This window comes from Sorangium sp. So ce295 (assembly GCF_051527405.1).
GTDB lineage: Bacteria > Myxococcota_A > Polyangia > Polyangiales > Polyangiaceae > Sorangium > Sorangium cellulosum_B.
This window is the reverse complement of sequence record NZ_CP150324.1, coordinates 384,951-407,228: the sequence shown is the minus strand read 5'-3', so window position 1 is coordinate 407,228 and position 22,278 is coordinate 384,951. Positions and strand designations below refer to the sequence as shown.

Sequence of the window (22,278 nt, the reverse complement as noted above, 5' to 3'; positions counted from 1 at the left end):
GGCGGAGAGCACCGGGTGCCGCACTTCGACCTCGCCCGCTGCCTCGCTTCAATGGGGCCGCCGCCTTTCAGCGGCTGAGAGATCTGCGCGCGGCTGGCGTGAAGGTATACGACAATGGGCTTCAATGGGGCCGCCGCCTTTCAGCGGCGGAGAGACTACGCCTCCGGCGTGTGGCTGGAGCTCCTGGCGATGCTTCAATGGGGCCGCCGCCTTTCAGCGGCGGAGAGCGGCGAACCCAGAGAGACCTGCGGCTTCGGACCCATGCTTCAATGGGGCCGCCGCCTTTCAGCGGCGGAGAGCTCGGTGTCCCCGTGGCGCGGACCTATGCAGATCATGCTTCAATGGGGCCGCCGCCTTTCAGCGGCGGAGAGGAGCGACTCCTCGTCTCCCAGGACGGGGACATCGGCGTGCTTCAATGGGGCCGCCGCCTTTCAGCGGCGGAGAGCGTCGGCGCAGACGCCGACGTTGCATGCCTCGTGGCATGCTTCAATGGGGCCGCCGCCTTTCAGCGGCGGAGAGTTACACCATGTCGGGTGTCGGCTCGCGAAGCTCCAATGCTTCAATGGGGCCGCCGCCTTTCAGCGGCGGAGAGGTCGCCGAGGATCGCGGGCGGCTTCGCCGGTGAGACGCTTCAATGGGGCCGCCGCCTTTCAGCGGCGGAGAGGTCGGGGGAGAGCTTGCCTAGCGCGATGAGAGCGTCGAGCCTCAATGGGGCCGCCGCCTTTCAGCGGCGGAGAGTTCGGGCAGACCGACACGCACGCGGTCGCGACGCCGCTTCAATGGGGCCGCCGCCTTTCAGCGGCGGAGAGCAGCGGCGCTGAGGGCGGGCGGAACGGAGGCAGCGTGGCTTCAATGGGGCCGCCGCCTTTCAGCGGCGGAGAGTCGGATGGCGCACCCGCGCGACCCGGCCTGGAGGTAGCTTCAATGGGGCCGCCGCCTTTCAGCGGCGGAGAGTCGCGCTCCGCGCCGCTTCGAAAGCGCTCGACGCTCAGCTTCAATGGGGCCGCCGCCTTTCAGCGGCGGAGAGGGCCAGGCGAGCGGCCAGATCTGGCCGCACCGACACGCTTCAATGGGGCCGCCGCCTTTCAGCGGCGGAGAGCGCGTTGTAGGTGGCGTCGAACCGCTGGCTTCCCTCGCTTCAATGGGGCCGCCGCCTTTCAGCGGCGGAGAGCATGTTCGCGCGTCGGTCGTAGAACGCTGCCTTGTAGCTTCAATGGGGCCGCCGCCTTTCAGCGGCGGAGAGTCGCGGCGTTCCTGCGTGAAGTGGGGCCGTCCGTGATGCTTCAATGGGGCCGCCGCCTTTCAGCGGCGGAGAGTTGCGGCAAACCGTCTGCTGGTGAGCGCCATACGGAGGCTTCAATGGGGCCGCCGCCTTTCAGCGGCGGAGAGTGCGGGATGCGCGTGCAGGTTCCGGATGATCTCGTCGCTTCAATGGGGCCGCCGCCTTTCAGCGGCGGAGAGGGATCAGCGAGCAGGATCACGGCATCAAGCAGCGCCGGGCTTCAATGGGGCCGCCGCCTTTCAGCGGCGGAGAGCCGCGAACTCCTCGAGGATGCCCTCGTGCAGGTCGAGGCTTCAATGGGGCCGCCGCCTTTCAGCGGCGGAGAGGGCGGGACGCTCGCGAAGGGCGAGGCTGACCGCATCACGCTTCAATGGGGCCGCCGCCTTTCAGCGGCGGAGAGACGGTGGCGAGCAGATGGAGGACGACGGGTGGACGTGCTTCAATGGGGCCGCCGCCTTTCAGCGGCGGAGAGTTCGATGCGGATGACCCGGCAGTCGAGGCCGCCAGCGCTTCAATGGGGCCGCCGCCTTTCAGCGGCGGAGAGCAATCCACCAGCCCCTACTTTTTTGGGCACGCGCTACTGCTTCAATGGGGCCGCCGCCTTTCAGCGGCGGAGAGAAAGAGAATGGCGAAGTTCCGAGGACGGACCAGGCCGCTTCAATGGGGCCGCCGCCTTTCAGCGGCGGAGAGCAACCTCGTCGATCACTGGGGGCGCGGCCTCGCGCCGCCGCTTCAATGGGGCCGCCGCCTTTCAGCGGCGGAGAGCTGAGCTGCTGCGCGAGCGTGAGCCCCGCCGACGGGGTGCTTCAATGGGGCCGCCGCCTTTCAGCGGCGGAGAGGTGCTACGACGCGACGCGCGCGCAGCGGTTCTGGGGCTAGCTTCAATGGGGCCGCCGCCTTTCAGCGGCGGAGAGCACGTCGTGGAGACAGCGTCTCCAGCGAAGGCAGCCCCCGAGCTTCAATGGGGCCGCCGCCTTTCAGCGGCGGAGAGATCGCGTATGTCCCACCCGTCAAGTCCGTTCGCATGTGCTTCAATGGGGCCGCCGCCTTTCAGCGGCGGAGAGCGGCTTTTCTGGACACGACCAGCCGCGCGCCGGGGGTCGCTTCAATGGGGCCGCCGCCTTTCAGCGGCGGAGAGTACCTGCAGCGGCGGGACGGCGGCGGGGCGCCCGTCTAGCTTCAATGGGGCCGCCGCCTTTCAGCGGCGGAGAGGCGATGGCGGACGAGATCAAAGAGACGGCGGAAGAGCTTCAATGGGGCCGCCGCCTTTCAGCGGCGGAGAGCGGGATGGCGGAAGCGAAGGCCAAGGGGCGGAAGCGGCTTCAATGGGGCCGCCGCCTTTCAGCGGCGGAGAGCACGCCCCCCGTCACCGCCACCGCCAGGCCGGCGACGGGCTTCAATGGGGCCGCCGCCTTTCAGCGGCGGAGAGCGGCGGGACCGGGCAGAGCCCGGCCGGGCCGGAGGCCGCTTCAATGGGGCGCCGCCTTTCAGCGGCGGAGAGCGGCGAGCACCGGCAGCGAGACGGCGCCGATGCCGATGCTTCAATGGGGCCGCCGCCTTTCAGCGGCGGAGAGTTCGGCCCGCTGCTCGCGAAGCTGCGCAACGGGGCGCTTCAATGGGGCCGCCGCCTTTCAGCGGCGGAGAGCGCGGTGACGCCGTAGGCGCCAGCGACGTCGGGCGTGCTTCAATGGGGCCGCCGCCTTTCAGCGGCGGAGAGGTACGCGCTCCAGTCGATCGCGAACCGCATCAGCATGCTTCAATGGGGCCGCCGCCTTTCAGCGGCGGAGAGCGTGGAGAGCGGCGCCGCGAGCGGACGCACGCCAGAGATGCTTCAATGGGGCCGCCGCCTTTCAGCGGCGGAGAGGCGGCCCTGGCGCCGGTGTTCTTCTGGCTGCCCGACGGCTTCAATGGGGCCGCCGCCTTTCAGCGGCGGAGAGGCGTGGTCACGCCGCTCTTGGTCTGCGTGCCGCCGTAGCTTCAATGGGGCCGCCGCCTTTCAGCGGCGGAGAGTGGAGGATGTCCGCGTCCACCGCGCCGCGATGGCGTCGCTTCAATGGGGCCGCCGCCTTTCAGCGGCGGAGAGCCTCGTGGCCGCGATGGCCGTGAAGTCGACCCAGCAGCTTCAATGGGGCCGCCGCCTTTCAGCGGCGGAGAGGATGATAGGTCGTCCAGCTGAAGACGGCGTAGCGTTCGCTTCAATGGGGCCGCCGCCTTTCAGCGGCGGAGAGCTTGGGATGTGGCGAGGACGCTCTTGCAGGTGATCTGGCTTCAATGGGGCCGCCGCCTTTCAGCGGCGGAGAGCGCTCGAGGGCCGGGCTCGGCGACGAGCGCCGGCCGGCTTCAATGGGGCCGCCGCCTTTCAGCGGCGGAGAGAGCGCGCGCACGCTGTACCGGTACGTGGTGCGCGAGGTGCTTCAATGGGGCCGCCGCCTTTCAGCGGCGCAGAGTGCCAGGAGGTCGCGCGGCGCGCCGAACTCCAGGATGCCCGCGCTTCAATGGGGCCGCCGCCTTTCAGCGGCGGAGAGGGGGAACTGGAGCCGCAGGTCGTCGCTTGAAGGCGGGCTTCAATGGGGCCGCCGCCTTTCAGCGGCGGAGAGCTACCCTGACCCGGACAAGGGCAACAACCGCCTGGAGCTACAATGGGGCCGCCGCCTTTCAGCGGCGGAGAGGACCGCCCGCCCGACGTGACCGCGCATGGGCTCTGGCTTCAATGGGGCCGCCGCCTTTCAGCGGCGGAGAGCACTAGACGTCGAGCGTGAACACCGGCGTGAATATCTGCTTCAATGGGGCCGCCGCCTTTCAGCGGCGGAGAGGGTTACCTCACTCCCTGGCTTCTCTGGCGCCTCGGGAGGCTTCAATGGGGCCGCCGCCTTTCAGCGGCGGAGAGTCGGGGACGGGAGAGTCCCAGTTCTTCAACGGCGCACTTCAATGGGGCCGCCGCCTTTCAGCGGCGGAGAGGGGTAGAAGGCCCTATCACCGCTGGTGGGGACTCAGGCGCTTCAATGGGGCCGCCGCCTTTCAGCGGCGGAGAGAATCCCGTAGACACTGCGTGCAACGTGGCGACGTCGGGCTTCAATGGGGCCGCCGCCTTTCAGCGGCGGAGAGAATGTCCTCGTCGTTCAGTTCCGCGCTAGGAATGAGGCTTCAATGGGGCCGCCGCCTTTCAGCGGCGGAGAGGAACAGCGTCAAGGCGGCTCTCCAGGGCCCCATCTCCGCTTCAATGGGGCCGCCGCCTTTCAGCGGCGGAGAGCAGCTTTCCGTTGCGCTCTACCCATGCCAGGGTCTTTGCTTCAATGGGGCCGCCGCCTTTCAGCGGCGGAGAGATGGCGGTGCCGATCGCGTCGCGCGCCGGGCCCTTGGGGCTTCAATGGGGCCGCCGCCTTTCAGCGGCGGAGAGTGTTGAAGAGATCGAGCAGGCGCAGGAGAAGCAGCAGCTTCAATGGGGCCGCCGCCTTTCAGCGGCGGAGAGGCGGGGCGAGGCTTGAGGCGCCTACGCCTTCCGAAACGCGCTTCAATGGGGCCGCCGCCTTTCAGCGGCGGAGAGACGGCCACGGGCACGTACCTCATCACGTGGGCCGCGGCTTCAATGGGGCCGCCGCCTTTCAGCGGCGGAGAGGGCGCGCGACGTCGGCGATCCGTCACACCCCGTAGCACTCGCTTCAATGGGGCCGCCGCCTTTCAGCGGCGGAGAGCAGGGAGAGCGGGGAGAAACTGGACGAGGCGATCGTCGCTTCAATGGGGCCGCCGGCTTTCAGCGGCGGAGAGCTGCCGGAGTGATGGAACCGGCAGGACGCCAAAAGACGCCTTCAATGGGGCCGCCGCCTTTCAGCGGCGGAGAGGCCGGAGAACCGGTGAGGCTACCGTGCACCAAGCGATGCCAAAAGACGCCTTCAATGGGGCCGCCGCCTTTCAGCGGCGGAGAGCGCACCGAGCGCCGCACGGTAGATCCACGGCCGGTGCCTTCAATGGGGCCGCCGCCTTTCAGCGGCGGAGAGGCCACTCACCGCTCGATAGGCACCGAGCCCATATGTCCTTCAATGGGGCCGCCGCCTTTCAGCGGCGGAGAGCATGAACAAGATCGTTCGCGTCCAAGTGGAGGACTCCCTTCAATGGGGCCGCCGCCTTTCAGCGGCGGAGAGGACAGCGGGTGGAGGTGGCACCGACGCGGCGAGCGCCCGTCAACGGGGCCGCCGCCTTTCAGCGGCGGAGAGCCGGAGAACCGGTGAGGCTACCGTGCACCAAGCGACCTTCAATGGGGCCGCCGCCTTTCAGCGGCGGAGAGGCGGCGAGGCTCAGCGAGACCGACCGCCGCCTGCTGCCTTCAATGGGGCCGCCGCCTTTCAGCGGCGGAGAGACGAAAAATCGACCGACCGATCGCAGACAGCGCTTGCCCTTCAATGGGGCCGCCGCCTTTCAGCGGCGGAGAGTTGTTCGCGTACGACCCGCGCCCGCGCTTTGACACCCTTCAATGGGGCCGCCGCCTTTCAGCGGCGGAGAGCACCTCCAAGCGGTCGAGAAGCGCAACAAGGCTCAAGAGGACCTTCAATGGGGCCGCCGCCTTTCAGCGGCGGAGAGCTCGAGCCGAGTCCAGACGTCGAGTAGCGACTCGGTGTCCCTTCAATGGGGCCGCCGCCTTTCAGCGGCGGAGAGCGAGCGCCGCGACCGAGGCGGTCCCAGCCCGGATGCCTTCAATGGGGCCGCCGCCTTTCAGCGGCGGAGAGACATCGGCGAGGAGATCTACACGCGCTTAGACGATGGCCTTCAATGGGGCCGCCGCCTTTCAGCGGCGGAGAGGCAGCCCACAGAAGATGGAGGCGCGGTGATCTGCCTCCTTCAATGGGGCCGCCGCCTTTCAGCGGCGGAGAGGTGCCGCTGGACTTCCGCACCGTGCGTCCCGTCGATGTCCCTTCAATGGGGCCGCCGCCTTTCAGCGGCGGAGAGATTACAGTGTTGCTTATACGGACAACCCCCGTACTTTTCGCCTTCAATGGGGCCGCCGCCTTTCAGCGGCGGAGAGGCCGGAACGTGATCTCGTCGCTCACTGGCTCGATGCCCTTCAATGGGGCCGCCGCCTTTCAGCGGCGGAGAGGTGAACGAGCACGTTCAAGGCGGGCAAGTTCAGAGGGCAATCCTTCAATGGGGCCGCCGCCTTTCAGCGGCGGAGAGTCGCGCGTTCGTGGAGCCAGGCGAGCGCCCACGATTCCGCCCTTCAATGGGGCCGCCGCCTTTCAGCGGCGGAGAGGACCAGGAAGCGGTCACCAACCCCGAGACGCAGATGGCTGCCCTTCAATGGGGCCGCCGCCTTTCAGCGGCGGAGAGCAGCGCCTCAACCTCGCCGACGTGCGACGACCCCGGCCTTCAATGGGGCCGCCGCCTTTCAGCGGCGGAGAGTCGATGCGGATGGCGGCGACAGCGCCGCGGCGGTCCCTTCAATGGGGCCGCCGCCTTTCAGCGGCGGAGAGGTCTCACCCGACGTTGGCACAGAGGGCGGAAGTTGCCCTTCAATGGGGCCGCCGCCTTTCAGCGGCGGAGAGCGTCACCGATGGCCGAGGTCGTGATCGCGATGGCCGTCCTTCAATGGGGCCGCCGCCTTTCAGCGGCGGAGAGGTGCGCGGCGACCTATACGTCGTGCTGGAGTGCGTCGACCTTCAATGGGGCCGCCGCCTTTCAGCGGCGGAGAGGCCACGCTGCATACGTGGCGAACTTCACGCCGCGCTTCCTTCAATGGGGCCGCCGCCTTTCAGCGGCGGAGAGTTGTCTCAGCTCTCCCGACGCCGTAGGGCTCGTCTAGCCTTCAATGGGGCCGCCGCCTTTCAGCGGCGGAGAGTACGTGTAGGTGACGTAGAGCAGCACGCAGATCTGCGGCCTTCAATGGGGCCGCCGCCTTTCAGCGGCGGAGAGCCGGACCCCGCCATGCTTGGCCGCCCACGCCTCAAGCCCCTTCAATGGGGCCGCCGCCTTTCAGCGGCGGAGAGCGGCGCGCTTGAACGTGCTCCACCCCTTCGGCGCGACCGCCTTCAATGGGGCCGCCGCCTTTCAGCGGCGGAGAGCTCGGTTGAGGGGCTGACCAGCGTCGTGGCGATCGAGCGCCTTCAATGGGGCCGCCGCCTTTCAGCGGCGGAGAGGGGCCTCCCAGGCCTACCTGACATTTCGCGTACTTGCAATCCGGTTTGCGAGAGGTTCCCGTTCCGCCCCCCGCTCCGGCTGCCGGAGCCCCGTCCGCGAGGCCCCGGCCATCTCAAAATCCGTTGTCTTTTCAAACACCTGGCGGCCTTGCGAGCGCCCCCCGGGGTTTTCGCGTCACTCCACCGCTCGCAGCCGGTGCACCCGACCTCTTCTACCACACCCCCTCCTTCCCTCGCCCAGCCCTTGCGTCGTGCCCGGCCGCTCTTCCGTCCCGTCCTTCACCTCCGCCGCTCGCCGTCCCGCCTCCGACACCGTCGCCCCTGGCTCACCCTGGCCGTCCCCAGCGTCGCGCCATGTCTCCGCGCGTCTACCGACACCCCCTTCATCTCGCCCGACACATCCTTGGCCTCGCCGACCTCGCCCCGGCGGGGCGCTCGCCTCTCACAAGGAGCTCCGGCCTCGACCGGCCGGGCCGCCGGCTGGCGCCTCGTCATCGCCGAGCTGCCGCGCCCCCCCGTGCTCCCGCACCTGCTCGGCGCGCGTCGCGCTCCGCGACGCCCCTCCGCCAGCAAGCCGCCCTGGCCGGCGACGCCTGGGAGAGGAGCATCGTCATGTTCCTGGTTGACAGACGATCGCAGGTCGAGGGCCGCGCGGCTCGATCACCTCGACCCGGATCGCCTCGCCGACGTATGGATGAGCCCTCCGCAGACGCGTTCGCCGCATGGCCCACAGACCCGGCGACCAACAGACGGCGGCTCGCCGCCGGCGCCTCCCCCGCCTCGATCGGCCCCGCGCGATGGCAACCCGCGCCGACCGATGAGCCAGCGCGCCGCCGCCCTCCATCCGTGCTGCCGCCGCTGCAGGCGACAAGCTCAGCCGGTCCTCACCCGGCCGGCTCAGCGCCTCACACCACCACGGCCACCCGCTCCGAGGGGACGTACGCCCTCCCGAGGGACGCGATGGCGCTCAGCCCGCGCCCGTTCGCCGGACCGATGTCGATGATCAGCACCTGGTCCACCCTCGGATCGACGATCTGCCCGAGATCGCGCCGCAGCTCCACGAGCTCCCTCCGGCTCAGCTCGCACTGCCACACCGAGAGCTGCAGCCAGTCGCCGTACCCCCGCATCGCCTTGAAGATCTTGCGCAGCCGCTTCGGATCGCAGACGTCGTAACTCACGATGTAGCTCTGCCTCACGCCGGCCTCCTTCGCTCGCTCTCTCCCGCGCTCTCCCGCGCCGTGCCTTCATTCACCTCGTCCTGGACGACGCCTTCACCTCGTCCGGAACGACGGGTACGCCTCCACCTCGCCGAGCAGCACCCGCGCGAGCAGCCGCGCCTGCACCTCCAGCACCCTGCGGTAGCTGATCCGGTATCCGAACACCGGGTGCGTCACGAGCTGGTCCATCCGCCGCTCGTAGGCCTGGAGGAACTTCTTGCGCCCCGCGGGCCGCAGCGCCACCGCGCCGCCGAACCGCTGAAAATCGTCCGGCGCGACAACCCCGTTGTTGATCGCCGCCACGACCACCGAGTCCGCCACGATCGGCCGGAACTCCTCCATCAGGTCGAGCGCCAGCGCCGGCCGCCCGAAGCGCGGCTGGTGATAGAAGCCGAGCAGCGGATCCAGCCCGACCGTGCCCAGCGTCGTCGCGAGCTCCTTCGCGAGCAGCGCGTAGGCCAGCGACAGCAGGGCGTTCACCGGATCCCGCGGCGGCCGCCGGTTCCTCCCCTCCAGGTCGAACTCGCCCCTCGCCTCGCCCGCGCCCTTCAACATGCCGGCGAACGCCCCGAAATACACGCGGGCCGCCGTCCCGTCGATCCCGAGCAGCGACGGCAACGACGGCGCCTCCGCGGCCTTGCGCGCGAGCTGGTCGAGCTCCGACAGCACCGCCGCCTCGGGCGCCGCGTGGTTGCGACGGAGCATCGTCCTCGCGTTCTTGATCTTCGACACCACCACGCCGCGCGCGAACGACAGGCAGAACGCCTCGTCCGCCGCCGCCCGGTGCTGCGCGACCCGGAGCTCCACGTTCCGCGACTCGAGACCTGTCGCGCGACCCAGGTAGTAGCCGCCGTACGTCATGAAGCAGAGCGGTATCCCCCGCTCCAGCAGCGCCCGCATCGCCTGCGTCGAGATCTGCACGTTGCCGAGCAGCGCGACCTGCGACGTGTTCGAGAGCCGCGCCTCCGTCATCCCGCCGGCCCGGCTGGTGATCACGAGCCGCTCCCCCGCGAGCCCGATGCGCGCCCCCCTGCTCCTGCACGTAGACGGGGAGCTTGTCGTCCCGCGCAGGGTGGAGGCGCCTGAGCTCCGCCCCGGGCTGCTCGTCCGCGTCCTCGGACCTCGCCTCCGCGCCCGCCGCGCCGGCGAGCCCCCATGGGTCCACCTCCAGCAGGCCCTCCAGCTCCTCCGACCCATCGGCCTCGACAGGCGGGCTCTCCGTCTTTGCCTCCACCGCCGCGTCGAGATCCTCCCCGTCGAGGCGCCGCAAGAGGTTGGTCTCGTCGGGCAAGCAGATCCCCACGAGCGAGCAGCCGTTGCACTTCGGGCTGTCGACGAGCGGCGGTGGAATGGCCGCGGCCGCCGTCACCTCCCGGGCGCGGGCAGCAGCCGCGTGGGTCGTGGCGATGAGCACCTCGTCGATCGCGATCGAGACCCGCCGGCGCGACGCCGCGAAGTAGATGGCCGCCTCGTCGGACAAGTACCCGTGCTCGCGCAGGAGCAGCACGTGCGCACAGAGCTGCGCGCGCTCCGGCAAGTAGGCCCCGCCGGGCACGTCCGGCGCGCGGCCGCGCTTGTACTCGATCGGGACCAGGCGCCCCGACGCGTCGCCCTCCACCACGTCGATCTTCGCCGTGATGCCGAGCCGCTCCGACGACAGCCACACGCTGCGCGCCTCGTACGGCGCGGGCTCCTCGGCCTCCTCGTCCGCGTCCGCCCGCTTCCCCGAGGCGCGCCGCCGCTGCGCCGGCGCGGGCGGCGCGGCAGGCGGCGCGGTGGCCGGCACCTCGGTGGAGCCGCCCGCCGCCCCCGCCGGCCGCGGCGGCAGCTCGCCGCCCGCGACGTCCGCACGCCGGTGCACGCTCCGGCCCTCCACCGTGAAGACGTTGTCCTCGAACTCGCCCTGCGCCCACTCCAGGTAGAGCAGGCGCTCGCAATACAGCACCTCGTTGATCATCCGCGCCGGCACCAGCTCCGGCGGCGCCCCCGCGACAGGCAACCTGCGCGGGAGCGGCTTCGCCCGCGCCAGCGGGTCGACCGGCTCCTCGGCAACACACTCGTGGGCTCGCTCCACCGCCATGGCGCCTCCTTGTGAGGTCATGAGACGCCGGCGCCGCCGGAAGGGTCAAGAACCGAGAAAAACATAAAATAGTGATAATTCCGAGCGGGAAACCGCAAGTGGATACGCGTGCCCCTTCTTGGCCCGATGCGGAGGGCGCCTTGTAGAACCCGCGCGGTACCAGCCGCAGATCCCGCCGCTCGGCAGGCCGGCCGCTCGACAGGGATGACCCGGCCGCCCTGCCGCGGTATGCTGGCGCCGTCATGCCGGGCACCGGGTATACCGCTGTCGTCGATGGCCATCGCGTGGACGTCCTGCGGGATGGAGTCGTCGTGTCCACCGGGCGATGGACCGGGCAGCGCATCGAGCAAAGCGCTGCCTGCCTCATCCAGGGAGACATCGCCGATCTGGACGAAGCGCTCGCCGCTTCGGACGCGATCTACGCGGAGCTGGAGGAACGGCTGGCCGCCGAAGAGGCCGCGGCGCTGGCCGTGCCCACGTGCAACGAGGAGGGCGTCGATCTGACCCTGATCGACTAGGTCCTCGACATGACGCCAAGGGAGAGGCTTGAGATGCTCGAGTCGTACGCGGGTGTCCCGTTCGGTCGCATCCTCGAGATCCTCGAGACGCACGAGGTCGAGTTCATCGTCATCGGCGGCGTGGCCGCAAGCCTGCAAGGCGCAGACTGGAACACGAAGGACCTCGACATCTTGTACTCGCGCGACGCCCGGAACATCCGCCGCTTGCTGGACGCGCTGTCCGCGCTCGAGGCCCGCTTCCGCGATTTCGCCGGCCGACACATCGTCCCCACCGAGTCGCACCTGGCCTCTTTCGGCGTCAAGCCTTTGAGCACGAGATTCGGTCCGCTGGATCGGCTGGGAACGCTGAGCATGCACGACGACGAGACAACCTATGAGTGCCTCCTCGACCAGACGCTCACGCTGGAGACACCGCGGCTCTCCATCCGTGTTCTCACCCTGGAGAAGCCGGTCGAGGTCAAGAAGAAAGCTGGACGTCCCAAGGACATGCTGGCGCTGCAGATCCTGCAAGCAACCATCGAACGCTCGCGACAACGCGGATGATCCATAGCCGGCGTCGATCTCACGCTTCCCCTGCCCTCCCTCTTCTGCGAAGCTGCTCTGGCCTGCGGGAGGCGCCTCCCCGCGCACCCGGCACCTGGAACGTCCCCACGTGATGCCTCCGCCGCCCTACGCTGCCTGGTTCGAGACCGTCACCCGCTTCCCGCCCCACGGCTGGCAGCGCGCGCTCGGCGAGGCGACGCAGTGCGGACACCGGCTCCTCCGCATCCCGACCGGCTTCGGCAAGACGGCGGGTGTCGTGCTTCCCTGGCTCTATCATCGCGTGCTTCGCGAGGACCTCGGCTGGCCCACGCGCCTCGTCTTCTGCTTCCCGATGCGCACGCTCGTCGAACAGACCGAGACTGCCATCAAGGCCTGGCTCGAACGGTCGGGGCTGTCCGTCGCCGTGCATGTCCTCATGGGCGGCGTCGAAGCCCAGCGCTGGGAGCTCGCTCCGGAGCAGCCGGCCATCCTGCTCGGAACGCAGGATATGCTGCTCTCGCGCGCCATGAACCGCGGCTACGGCGCGGGCCGCGCGCGGTGGCCCATGCCGTTCGGGCTCGTGAGCCAGGACGCGCTCTGGGTCCTCGACGAGATCCAGCTCATGGACGTCGGACTCGCCACGAGCGCGCAGCTCGCCGCCTTCCGCGACCACGACGCGACCGAGCGACAGCGGCTCCGGCCCACCCAGGCATGGTGGATGAGCGCCACGCTCCAGCCCCGGTGGATCGAGACCGTCGACTTCAGAGGACAGGTCCCCGCCCTCGACGAACAGGCCGTGCGCATCCCCGAGGCGGAGCGCCAAGGAGGGCTGTGGGAGGTGAGCAAGTCGATCGACCTCCGCGATGCCTCCGCCGAGGCCGACGTCGCCAAGCTCGCGCTGGAAAAGCACTGGCCAGGCACGCTCTCGCTCATCGTGGTCAACCAGGTCCAGCGCGCCGTCGACATCTTCCAGGCGCTCGACGATCGATGTCACGAGCGCAAAGGAAAGACTCGTGTCCGGCGGCCTGGCGCGCCAGAGCTCAAGCTCGTGCACAGCCGCTTCCGCGGCGCCGAAAGGGCGCAGTGGAGCCGTGAGTTCCTGAGCCGCGCCGCGAGCCGCCCGGACGCGCTCCCCGCGGAGGGGCGCATCCTCGTCGCCACGCAGGTCGTGGAGGCGGGCGTCGACATCTCGGCGCGCCTGCTGATCACGGACCTCGCCCCCTGGTCGAGCCTCGTGCAGCGGTTCGGGCGCTGCGCCCGCTATGAAGGGGAGTCCGGCGCCATCGTGGTGCTCGGCAAGACGAAGACCGCGGCGCCCTATGCGGAGGCCGAGCTCGACGCCGCAGCCGAGGCCGCCGCGGCGCTCGCCCGGAGCGCCGGCGACGCCTCGCCCCGCGCCATCGACGCCTTCGAGCAGGCGTGCGGCCCGGATCTGCTCGGCCGGCTCTACCGCTACGCGCCGGCCCACGTCCTGCGCCGCCGCGACGTCGACGAGCTGTTCGACACGACGCCCGACCTGACCGGCAGCGATCTGGACGTCGGCCGGTACATCCGGAGCGGGGAAGACCGCGACGTCCGCGTCTTCTGGAGACCTGTCGACCCGGCAAGCAAGAGCGTCCCCCGCGAGCAGGTAGGCCGGGTGCACCGCGCCGAGCTCTGCCCCGTCCCGGTCCGCGATCTGCGCGACTTCGTGCGCGCCGACCGCCGCGGGCGCCCCGTCTTCGCGCTCGATTACGTGCTCGGCACCTACCGCAGGGTCGACGAGGTCGATCGCATCCCGCCGGGGAGCACGCTCCTGCTCCCGTCGTCCGCAGGCGGGTACACGGAGGATCTCGGCTGGAACCCCAAGGCGAGCGCCGACGTCGTGCCCGTGGTTCCACCGGCGGAGCCGGCCGAGAGCGCGGCGCTTCGGCTCGATCAGAGCGCCGAGGCCGCGGAGGACGACAGCCTCTCGCAGGCGGCGTGGAAGAGCATCGCCACGCACGGCCGCGAGACGGCCGAGGAGCTGCGCGGCATCGCGACGGCGCTCCGGTTGCCGGCGCGGCTCGCGGATCTCCTGGATCTCGCGGCGCGCTGGCACGACGCCGGCAAGGCGCATGCGGTGTTCCAGGACGCCATCCGGCAAGACGCGCGCGCGGAGGCCGGTGAACTCGGCCTCCGCCGAGATCTCGCCAAGGCACCGCGCGGGGCGTGGACCGGGAAGGGCTACCCGACGCGGCCTGGCTTCCGGCACGAGCTCGCGAGCGTCCTCGCCCTGCTCGCGCTGCTCCGCCGCGCGGATCCGCAGCATGCCGCGCTGCTCGGGGGCAGCGCGGAGCTCCTCGCAGCGCTGGGCGAGCCGCCGCCCGCGGCGCCGCCGGAGGCCTCCATCGACCGGAGCCATCCGCTCGCGCACGAGCTCGCCGCGCTCTCGGAAGAGGAGCTCAACCTCGTCGCCTTCCTCGTCTGCGCGCACCACGGCAAGGTGCGCACCGCGTGGACGAGCACGCCGCTCGACCAGGCCGAGGGCCACGGCGGCATCCACGGCGTGTGCGAGGACGACGCGCTCGCCCCGTTCGAGCTCGCCGCTGCCGACGGCGACGCCCCGGTTCCGTCGCTCACGCTGTCCCTCGAACCCGCCGCGCTCGGCGTCGGAGCGCGGTTCGGCGCCTCCTGGGGCGAGCGCGTCTCCGGGCTGCTCGAGGCGTGGGGCCCCTTCGCGCTCGCCTACCTGGAGGCGCTGCTCCGCGCCGCCGACGCGCGCGCCTCGATCGACGCGACCTCATGAGCCTCCATCTCCACCACCTCGCCGGATGCACCCCCGAGCCGATCGCCGGCTACCTCAAGGCGCTCGGCGTCCTCCGCGCCGTCGCGAGCCAGGCCGACCGCGGGGCGCGGGCCCGCTGGAACAGCGGGCGGTTCGAGCTCGTCACGTCGCTCGATCGCGATGGCATGACGCGCTTCTTCCTGGAGGCCTACGCGCCGTCGCCAATCATCGCGCCGTGGAACGGCGGGAGCGGGTTCTATCCGAAGGACACGAAGGACGGCATCGAGCCCCTCTCGTCGTCGCCGGCGGATCGCTTCGCCGCCTACCGCGAGGCGGTCGCCGCGGGGCGCGCGATCGTGGCGGCGCGCGCCGAGAGCCCGAAGGGCGAGGAGAAGCTCGAGATGATCCGCGCCTGCCGGCGCGCGTGGCCCGAGGCCATGCTCGCGTGGCTCGACGCCGCGGTGGTCCTGGCCGGCGACGCGGCGAAGTACCCCGCGCTGCTCGGCACGGGCGGCAACGACGGCCGGCTCGACTTCACCAACAACCGCATGCAGCGCCTGATCGAGCTCTTCGATCCGGCGACCGGCGCCGCGCGGCCGGCGGCGCGCCCGCTGCTCGCGGCCGCGCTCTTCGGCGAGCCGGCGCCGGGGCTGGAGCGGCGCGCGGTCGGCCAGTTCCTGCCAGGGAATGCGGGCGGTCCGAACCAGGCCTCGGGTTACATGGGCGAGTCGCTCGTGAACCCGTGGGATTTCGTCCTGCTGCTCGAAGGTGCGCTGCTCCTGCCCGTCGCTGCGGTGCGGCGGCTCGAGAGCGCCGGCCTGGTGCAGGCGGCCGCGCCGTTCGCGGTGCGGGCGCGGGCCGGCGGCTACGCCAGCGCGTGCGCTGCAGACGAGGGCAACCAGCGCGGCGAGCAGTGGATGCCGCTCTGGGGCGGCGCGGCGACGCTCGCCGAGGTGCGCGCCCTCTTCGCCGAGGGGCGGCTCGTCGCCAGCGCAAACAAGCGGCAGGCGGGGCATGCCATCGACGCGGCGCGCGCGGTCACCGGGCTCGGCGTCGCCCGCGGCGTGAGCGAGTTCGTCCGGTTCGGGTACATCGAGCGGAACGGGCAGGCGAACCTCGCGGTGCCGCTCGGCCGGTGGGCGGTCGGGGCGGGCGATCGCGGCAGCACCTCGTCGCGGTCGCGGTTGCTCGACGAGATCGATCCCTGGGTCGAGGGCCTGCGCAGCCTGGGCCAGGGCGACAGCGCCCCCGCGGCGCTCGTCCGCGCGCTCCGCGGCGTCGAGGCGGCGATGCTGGCGGTGTGCCGCGACGGGTCGCCGGAGCGCTGGCAACGGCTGCTCCTCGGGCTGGCCGAGGCGGAGAGCGCGCTCGTCTCGCGGCCGAAGGTCGCGGCGTCAGCGCCCTGGCTCGGGCCGCTTCCGCCGCTGTCCCACGCGTGGTGGAGCGCGGCCGACGACGGCTCTGCGGAGCTGCGCCTCGCCGCCGCCATCGCGTCGCAGACAGGCCCGGCGGAGCGCGCCGCGGCGAACGAGCTCGGCCCGATCCGCGCGCACTGCCTCCCGCTGGATCCGCGCTCCGGCTTCCGCCGCCTCGCCTTCGGTGCCGACGGCCTCGTGCGCGACCCGCGCGTCGTCTGGACCGGCCGCGATCTCGCCGACGATCTCGCCGCCGTGGCGCTGCGCCGCATGATCGAGGCCCCGCTCCACGGGGCGCGCGCCTTTCCCCTGCGTGGCCGCGCGTACGCGCACCTGGACGATGTCGCGCTGTTTCTGGACGGCGCGGTGGACGAGGCGCGCGTCGCCGGGCTGTCGCGCGCCTTGATGGCGGTCGACTGGCGACGTGCGCCGCGGCCGTCGCGCGCGCCGCGCGCCGAGCGCCCGTCGGCGCTGCACGGGCTCTTCCGGCTCGCGTACACGCCCGACGCGGTGAGCCCCCGGCCTGCTGCCGGCCGCGATGGCGCCGGCGACCTGTCGCCGCTGGAGCCGCGCCTCGATCCAGCGCCGCTGCGCCTGCTCGTCGCGGGGCGCCTGCACGACGCAGGAGTCGCGGCGGTGCGCACGCTGACCGCGGCCGGCGCGCGCCCGAAGCTGCGCCTCGTCGCAGGCTCCGCCGATCTCGCGCGGCGCCTCGCCGCGACACTCGCCATACCCGTCGCGCCCGAGGATCTCGTGAAGCTCCTCAGGCTGGTCTGTAAGCCGGCCGGTCCCGCGGTCGAGGACGCGCCGTCCACGCCGCTGCCCGCGGCACCTGCAACGTCGGAGTGATCATGCCCATCGATCTCAGCGCCCTGCTCCCCGATCGCGCCCCGTACCCCTCTCGCCTGCTGCTCGAGCAGGAGCTGCGACCCGTGCAAGGGGTCCGCTTCCAGCCGACCGGCTTCCCGGATCTGGGCGCGAGCGTCTTCGAGGATCCCGTGAACGGCGGGCAGCGGCTGCTCGTCGAGAGCGCGCAGAGCATGGCCAACCGGCTCGAAGCGGTGTGCTGGGACCGGACCGCGCAGGACCTGGTCCCCGAGCTCAAGGCGCTCTCGTATGTGCGCGTGGTCCGCCCGGACAAGAGCTATCTCACGAGCTCGATCACGGAAGCGCACCGGCTCAACTCGCCTTACATCCTGGAGAGCAAGGACAAGTCGTTCTTCAACCGGCTGAAGGACGAGACCGCACCCCTCGCGGAGGGACCGATCGATCGCACAAAGCTCGCGGCCATCGTATTTCGCTACGACGCGAACACGCTGCTTCACGGCCTCTTCCTCGCGAAGCCCGACCTCGTGGGCGGGCGATTGCGCATCGAGCGCGCGCTATCGTCGTTCATCGAGGCCGAGGACGTGCGCGTGGCCGCCTCCGGTGGCGTAAAGAACGATGCGGTGAACCCGAGCGGCGATACGGGCAAAGGTTTCGGCAACGTGCCGTTCCACCGAGACGAGTACACAGCGAAACGAATCATGGCGTTCTTCAGCCTCGATCTGCACCAGATCCGCGGCTACGGCCTCGGCGCGGCGGCGGAGCGGCTGCTCACGTTGCTCGCGCTCTACAAGATCGCTGCGCTGTTGGAAGGTGACCTGCGCCTGCGGACAGCGTGCGACCTCGCGCCCCAGGGGTCGTTGCGCGTGGTTCGCCCCGAGTCGTTCGTCGTGCCGCCCGCGGCCGCGCTGCGGGCGGAGCTGCCCTCGGCCATCGCGGCGTGCAAGGACCTGTTCGCGGACGCCGGCGCTCCGACGACCGTCACCTTCTCTGCCTGATGCTGCGGCTAGCTATCCGGTTCCTGGCCGGTTCGTACCACGCGACCCCCTGGGGCCGTCACGTGAACGAAGGAGACATCGAGTGGCCACCTAGCCCATGGCGCCTCTGCCGTGCGCTCCTCGCGACCGGGTTCGCCCGGCTCGGCTGGACGGAGGTGCCGCCGGAAGGACGGACGCTGATAGAACGGCTGGCGACATCGCCGCCCGTCTACCATCTTCCGCCGGCGTCGACTGGCCATACGCGCCATTACATGCCCGTCCACAAGAACGCCACGGCCAAGGTGCTCGATGCGTTCGCGTTCGTCGGGCGCGGCGACGGCGCGGTGCTCGGCGTCACCTGGGACGTGGAGCCCACGGCGGCGGAGCGAGCACTCTTCGAGGCGCTCGCAGAGCGCTTGAGTTACCTGGGACGCGCCGAGTCCTGGGTGGCTGCCGAGGCGACGGAGGTCCTGCCGGAGGACCTGTCTCCGTGCCGCGCGTCGGAGTGTGCCCCCGGGCCGGGCTACGAGCGCATCGCGCTGCTCGCGCCGCTCGGCGCCCCGGAGTACGCGGCGTTCCGAAGAGAGCGCGTGGGCGCAGCGCGCGGCACGGAGCAGGAGGAGCCGGCGCGGCGAGGCGCGAAGGCGCCGAAGAAGAGCGCGGCTTCGAAGGAGGCCGCGAAGCTCGACGCGCTTTATCCGGCGGACCTCTTGGCGGCGCTCCTCAAGGACACCAGCGATCTTCAGCGGGAAGGGTGGAGTCAGCCGCCCGGCAGCCGATGGTTATCGTACTGGCGCAGCCGAGACGCGCTTGCGAAGGTGCCAGCAAGCGCAATGCGGGCAGCTCCCCGGAGCGCATCGCAGAAAGACACGGCGCTCCTCGCGTTGTCGTCCAACACCGCACGAGGAGAAGTCCTGCCTCGTCTCGTGGACGGCCTGCTCTGGATGGAGGTGCTGCATGCGAAGCTCGTCGGCCACTCGGATCACCGCGACGGCAGCGGACCATCTCCCTGCCTGAGCGGGAAAGACGCGCGTGGAGAGCCGCTCAAGGATCACAGACACGCATGGCTCTTACCAGCGTCGCTGGAACGCGAAGGCCATATCGACCACGTCCTCGTCCATGCGGCGATGGCATTCGACAGGCGCGCGCAGGAAGCGCTCTCCAAGCTGCGGCAATTTCATGTGAAAGAGGTGCTCACGTTCGTCACGCTGGTGGGCACCGGCACGCGGGAAGACTTCGAGCAGGCGGTGCCTTATGCCAGGGCGGCGAGGGTCTGGAAGAGCGTGCTGCCCTTCGTACCTCCGCGGCACCTGAAGAGGCAGGGAGCGAGCTCGCTCGAGGGCCAGGTCCAGGCCGAACTCGCATCCCGGAATCTGCCGCGTGCCGAGCGCATCGAGGTGGAGCTCGACGGAAGCGGCTACTGCGCCGCAAGCGATTTCTGGGAGCTATGGAGCCACCGTCATCCCGGTGAGGTCCGCGTCGAGGCGCGCGGGGAGGGCGCTCCCCAGCCGGAGGAGCGCCTGGCGGCGCGCTGGCGTCACTTTCGCAACGTGCGCCAGCTCAAGCCCGAGCAACGCCCTCCCATCGCCACGAGCCTCGGCCTGCGCCTCACCTTCGCCGAGCCCGTCCGCGGCCCAATCGCCCTCGGCTACGCCTCCCACTTCGGCCTCGGTGCGATGGCCCCATCGCCGTGATCCGCCGCCCCGGATCTCCTTCATCCCCTCCCCCCGCCGCCGTATCCTCCTCGCAGGAGGCTCCATGCCGACCGCGACGCGCCCCCAGAACGCCACGCTCACGGGCACCCTGCCGCTCGACCGCCCCACGGCGGAGCGGCCGCACCGGCTCTACGTGGCCACCTCGAACCACTGCAACCGCTCCTGCCCGTGGTGCTGCACCTGCTCGTCGCCCCGGGGGCAGACCTTCCTCGCCCTCGATCGCTACCTCGCGAGCTTCCCGGCCGAGGGCCCCTTCGAGGTGCAGCTCGAGGGCGGCGAGCCCACGATCCACCCGCACTTCGACGAGATGGTCCGCCTCGCCCGCGCCGAGCCCCGCTGCGCGCGCGTCGTCGTGGTGACCAACGGCGTCGAGATCCCGCGCGATCCGGCCGGCCTCGAGGCCTGGCTCCAGAAGCTCGGCGAGCCCGCCACGATCAAGCTCTCGGTGAACCACCACCTCCTCGAGCACGACGGCGGCCTGCTCGCCCTCGCGCGCGCCCTGCGCGAGCGGCTCTCCGCGCTTGGCGGCGATCGCCAGCTCGTCCTGAACGTCCGGCTGCGCAAGACCGAGCCCGACGGCGATGCATGGGTCGTCGAGGCGGTGCGCGACGCGGGGCTCATCGAGTTCGCCAATGTGTTTCACCTCCAGCGCTATGGCTTCGCGCAGAAGCGTGACGACTGGGACGAGCCTTTCCTCGTCGGGACCCACTTCACGATGCTCAACCCGGACGGCAGCGCCTTTGGCCCCGACCTCGTGGCGCGCTCCGACGCGATGAGGAGGCTGCCGTGAGCGCCCGTCCCTTCCGCGAGGAATGGCGCCGCCTGAAGAGCCGCGCCTTCGATCTCAAGGGCAACAGCACCGCCGGCGACACCGTGCGCTTCGACCTCTGGGGCCAGCCGATCGAGGTCTATCGCAACGCGAACTTCTCCATCTACAGCCGTCAGCCCTGCAACGCGAAATGCCACTTCTGCGTCGAGGAGCTCAGGCCCGCATCGCGCGGGCGCAGCCTGTCGGTGCAGAAGACCGTCGAGGACGACGACGGGCGCTATTTCGATGCCATGGCGGCGTCCCTGGAAGCGCTCCGGCCGCTCGATCCGACGGTCTCGGTGACCGGCGGCGAGCCGAGCCACGATCCGCGATTGCCCCGCATCCTCGCGCTCGGGCAGGCCCACCGGGGCCGCAAGCGGACGCTCACCACGAACGGCTCGGGGCTGCTCCAGCAGCGCGAAGGAAAGCGGGTGATCGACTGGATCGTCGACACCGGTATCCAGCACCTCAACATCAGCCGCGCCCACCCCGATCACGACAGGAACGCACGGCTGATGATGATGAAGGACGGCCTCCGCGCCGACGAGCTGCGCAGCGTCGTGGCGGCGGCGACGGCGGGCGGCACCCGGGTGCGCCTCTCCTGCGTGCTCCTCGACGGGCAGATCGACGCGGTCGAGCCCATCGTGGATTACCTGCGCTTCGCCCGGTCGCTCGGCGTGGACAACGTGATCTTCCGGCAGCTGATGAAGACCGACCCGGCCGCTGTGGTCGAGAACCACGTCGTCAAATACAGCGATCGCGCGCGCGTCCGGCTCGAACCGCTCCTCGACGCGCTGAGCGCCGACGCGCGGTTCTCGTTCGAGCGGCAGATCGTGGGCTATTACTACTATGTCGAGGTGTTCCGCTTCGAGGACATGGATGTCGTCTTCGAGGAGGCCGACCTCGCCCAGCTCGAGGAGACGAAGCGCTCGGGCCCGGGCATCGTCCACGAGCTCATCTTCCACCCCAATGCGAGGCTCGCCTCGACCTGGCAACCCTGGGACGGCGTCCTCGGCCCTCCTCCTTCGATGCGCGCCTCGCTTCCCACGTCATGACACCGCTCATCCTCCCCCTTCCCTACATCGGCCGGAATCTGCTCTTCCTCGAGGAGGTCCTGGACGAGCTCGAAGAGCGCGGCGCGCCTCCCCCTCTCCTGTTCCGCGCGAGCGAGGCGGACAAGCTGTCTCGCCTCCTCGAGCACGGCACCGACCGCGCAGGATACCCCGGAGAGAGGGCCTGGACCGACGGCCCGGATCAGGGGCGGCCGATCCGGCACGAAGACGTGATCTTCGCGACCACCGCGGACGAGATCCGGAGAGGGGAACGGGAGCCCGAGCGGTCCACGTCGCTCAAGAAATTCACCGTGATCGAGCGGCCTCTGTTCATCGCGCACGACGCCCGCTGCTTCGTCAAGCTGTGCGACAGGCAGTACGAGTACCGCGATCCGGCGCAGAAGCGAGCGGCGCTGCTCGCGCTGTTCCCGGTGACCCGGGTCGCGCCCATCCAGGGCTGGTTCTCCGAGGAGGACGGCCTCGCCTACCGGGCGCTTGTGCGCCCCCTCCGGGGCGGCGCGATGGTCGAGGTGGGCTCGTGGAAAGGGCTCTCCACGGCGTACGTCGGGCGGCTCGCCGCGAGGAACGGGGTCGCGCTCCATTGCGTCGACACCTGGGCAGGCTCGAGCGACAAGTACGCTGACAGGTATCGCGCCATGCTCGCCGCGGAGGACGTGCCCGGCGCGTTCAGGGCGAACATGGCGGCGCTCGGGATCCAGCCAGACGTGCTCCGGATGGCGTCCACCGACGCGGCGGCGCGCTTCGCCGAGGACAGCCTGGATCTCGTGTTCCTCGACGGCTCGCACGACCGCGCGGCCGTGCTCGCCGATCTCGAGGCCTGGTGGCCCAGGCTCAAGCCGGGCGGCGTCCTGGCCGGCCACGACCACAACGAGGATCACGCGGGCGTCCTGGAGGCCGTCGCTCACTTCATGTCCCGCGCCGGACGGGCGATCGAGCGCGGCGCAGGCTCGGTGTGGTGGGCGCGGCGATAGGTGG

The 22,278-nt window shown here is 70.6% G+C and carries 12 protein-coding genes, 1 pseudogene and 2 CRISPR repeat arrays (1 of these 15 cut by a window edge); of the genes and pseudogenes, 10 read left to right on the top strand and 3 right to left on the bottom strand.

All coding sequences use genetic code 11. From position 1 onward, the window contains the following. A CRISPR array of direct repeats spans window positions 1-2,711; the repeat unit is 36 nt; unit sequence GCTTCAATGGGGCCGCCGCCTTTCAGCGGCGGAGAG; it reaches 1,410 nt to the left of the window's first position. A gap of 108 nt (window positions 2,712-2,819) precedes the next feature. Further along, window positions 2,820-7,407: direct repeats of the CRISPR family, unit length 36 nt; unit sequence GCTTCAATGGGGCCGCCGCCTTTCAGCGGCGGAGAG. Between the two features lie 905 nt (window positions 7,408-8,312). From cas2 to WMF11_RS01535, 3 genes and pseudogenes are all read right to left on the bottom strand, one after another. Beyond that, entirely contained in the window at window positions 8,313-8,603 is a 291-nt protein-coding gene (gene cas2, locus WMF11_RS01545; RefSeq protein WP_437976182.1) for a CRISPR-associated endonuclease Cas2, read from the bottom strand. A 75-nt stretch (window positions 8,604-8,678) separates the two neighbouring features. Further along, window positions 8,679-9,821 carry a CRISPR-associated endonuclease Cas1 gene (gene cas1, locus WMF11_RS01540; protein ID WP_437976181.1) on the bottom strand — a complete coding sequence of 381 codons (1,143 nt, stop codon included), beginning with the start codon at window positions 9,819-9,821 and terminating at the stop codon, window positions 8,679-8,681. 148 nt (window positions 9,822-9,969) lie between these two features. Further along, window positions 9,970-10,290, bottom strand: a pseudogene (locus tag WMF11_RS01535) (CRISPR-associated protein Cas4); the annotation flags it as partial. On the opposite strand from WMF11_RS01535, the gene WMF11_RS01530 reads away from it, so the two are divergent. The 10 genes from WMF11_RS01530 to WMF11_RS01485 all read left to right on the top strand — a co-directional run bounded on the left by WMF11_RS01530 (window position 10,262) and on the right by WMF11_RS01485 (window position 22,274). After that, window positions 10,262-10,546: a hypothetical protein gene (locus tag WMF11_RS01530; RefSeq protein ID WP_437976180.1), complete on the top strand. Its 285-nt coding sequence runs from the start codon at window positions 10,262-10,264 to the stop codon at window positions 10,544-10,546. The pseudogene WMF11_RS01535 and the gene WMF11_RS01530 overlap by 29 nt on opposite strands. 400 nt (window positions 10,547-10,946) lie before the next feature. Then, complete coding sequence (locus tag WMF11_RS01525) at window positions 10,947-11,222, top strand: hypothetical protein (RefSeq protein ID WP_437976179.1); 276 nt, start codon at window positions 10,947-10,949, stop codon at window positions 11,220-11,222. A gap of 33 nt (window positions 11,223-11,255) precedes the next feature. Next, complete coding sequence (locus WMF11_RS01520; RefSeq protein ID WP_437976178.1) at window positions 11,256-11,765, top strand: hypothetical protein; 510 nt, start codon at window positions 11,256-11,258, stop codon at window positions 11,763-11,765. Between the two features lie 112 nt (window positions 11,766-11,877). Further along, window positions 11,878-14,511 (top strand): type I-G CRISPR-associated helicase/endonuclease Cas3g, encoded by a 2,634-nt coding sequence (cas3g, locus tag WMF11_RS01515; RefSeq protein WP_437976177.1) that lies wholly within the window; start codon window positions 11,878-11,880, stop codon window positions 14,509-14,511. Next, complete coding sequence (cas8g1, locus tag WMF11_RS01510; RefSeq protein ID WP_437976176.1) at window positions 14,508-16,754, top strand: type I-G CRISPR-associated protein Cas8g1/Csx17; 2,247 nt, start codon at window positions 14,508-14,510, stop codon at window positions 16,752-16,754. The genes cas3g and cas8g1 overlap by 4 nt, the downstream gene beginning before the upstream one ends. A gap of 2 nt (window positions 16,755-16,756) precedes the next feature. Next, window positions 16,757-17,728 (top strand): type I-G CRISPR-associated RAMP protein Csb1/Cas7g, encoded by a 972-nt coding sequence (gene cas7g / locus WMF11_RS01505; protein ID WP_437976175.1) that lies wholly within the window; start codon window positions 16,757-16,759, stop codon window positions 17,726-17,728. Beyond that, window positions 17,728-19,401, top strand: a complete 1,674-nt coding sequence (gene csb2, locus WMF11_RS01500; protein WP_437976174.1) for a type I-G CRISPR-associated protein Csb2 — start codon at window positions 17,728-17,730, stop codon at window positions 19,399-19,401. The genes cas7g and csb2 overlap by 1 nt, the downstream gene beginning before the upstream one ends. Window positions 19,402-19,465: 64 nt before the next feature. After that, window positions 19,466-20,212, top strand: a complete 747-nt coding sequence (locus WMF11_RS01495) for a radical SAM protein (protein WP_437976173.1) — start codon at window positions 19,466-19,468, stop codon at window positions 20,210-20,212. Continuing rightward, the gene (locus WMF11_RS01490; protein ID WP_437976172.1) at window positions 20,209-21,285 is read left to right on the top strand and encodes a radical SAM protein; all 1,077 of its coding nucleotides are present in this window, start codon (window positions 20,209-20,211) and stop codon (window positions 21,283-21,285) included. Before WMF11_RS01495 ends, WMF11_RS01490 begins: the two co-directional genes overlap by 4 nt. Next, entirely contained in the window at window positions 21,282-22,274 is a 993-nt protein-coding gene (locus WMF11_RS01485; RefSeq protein WP_437976171.1) for a class I SAM-dependent methyltransferase, read from the top strand. Before WMF11_RS01490 ends, WMF11_RS01485 begins: the two co-directional genes overlap by 4 nt. Window positions 22,275-22,278 lie beyond the last annotated feature (4 nt).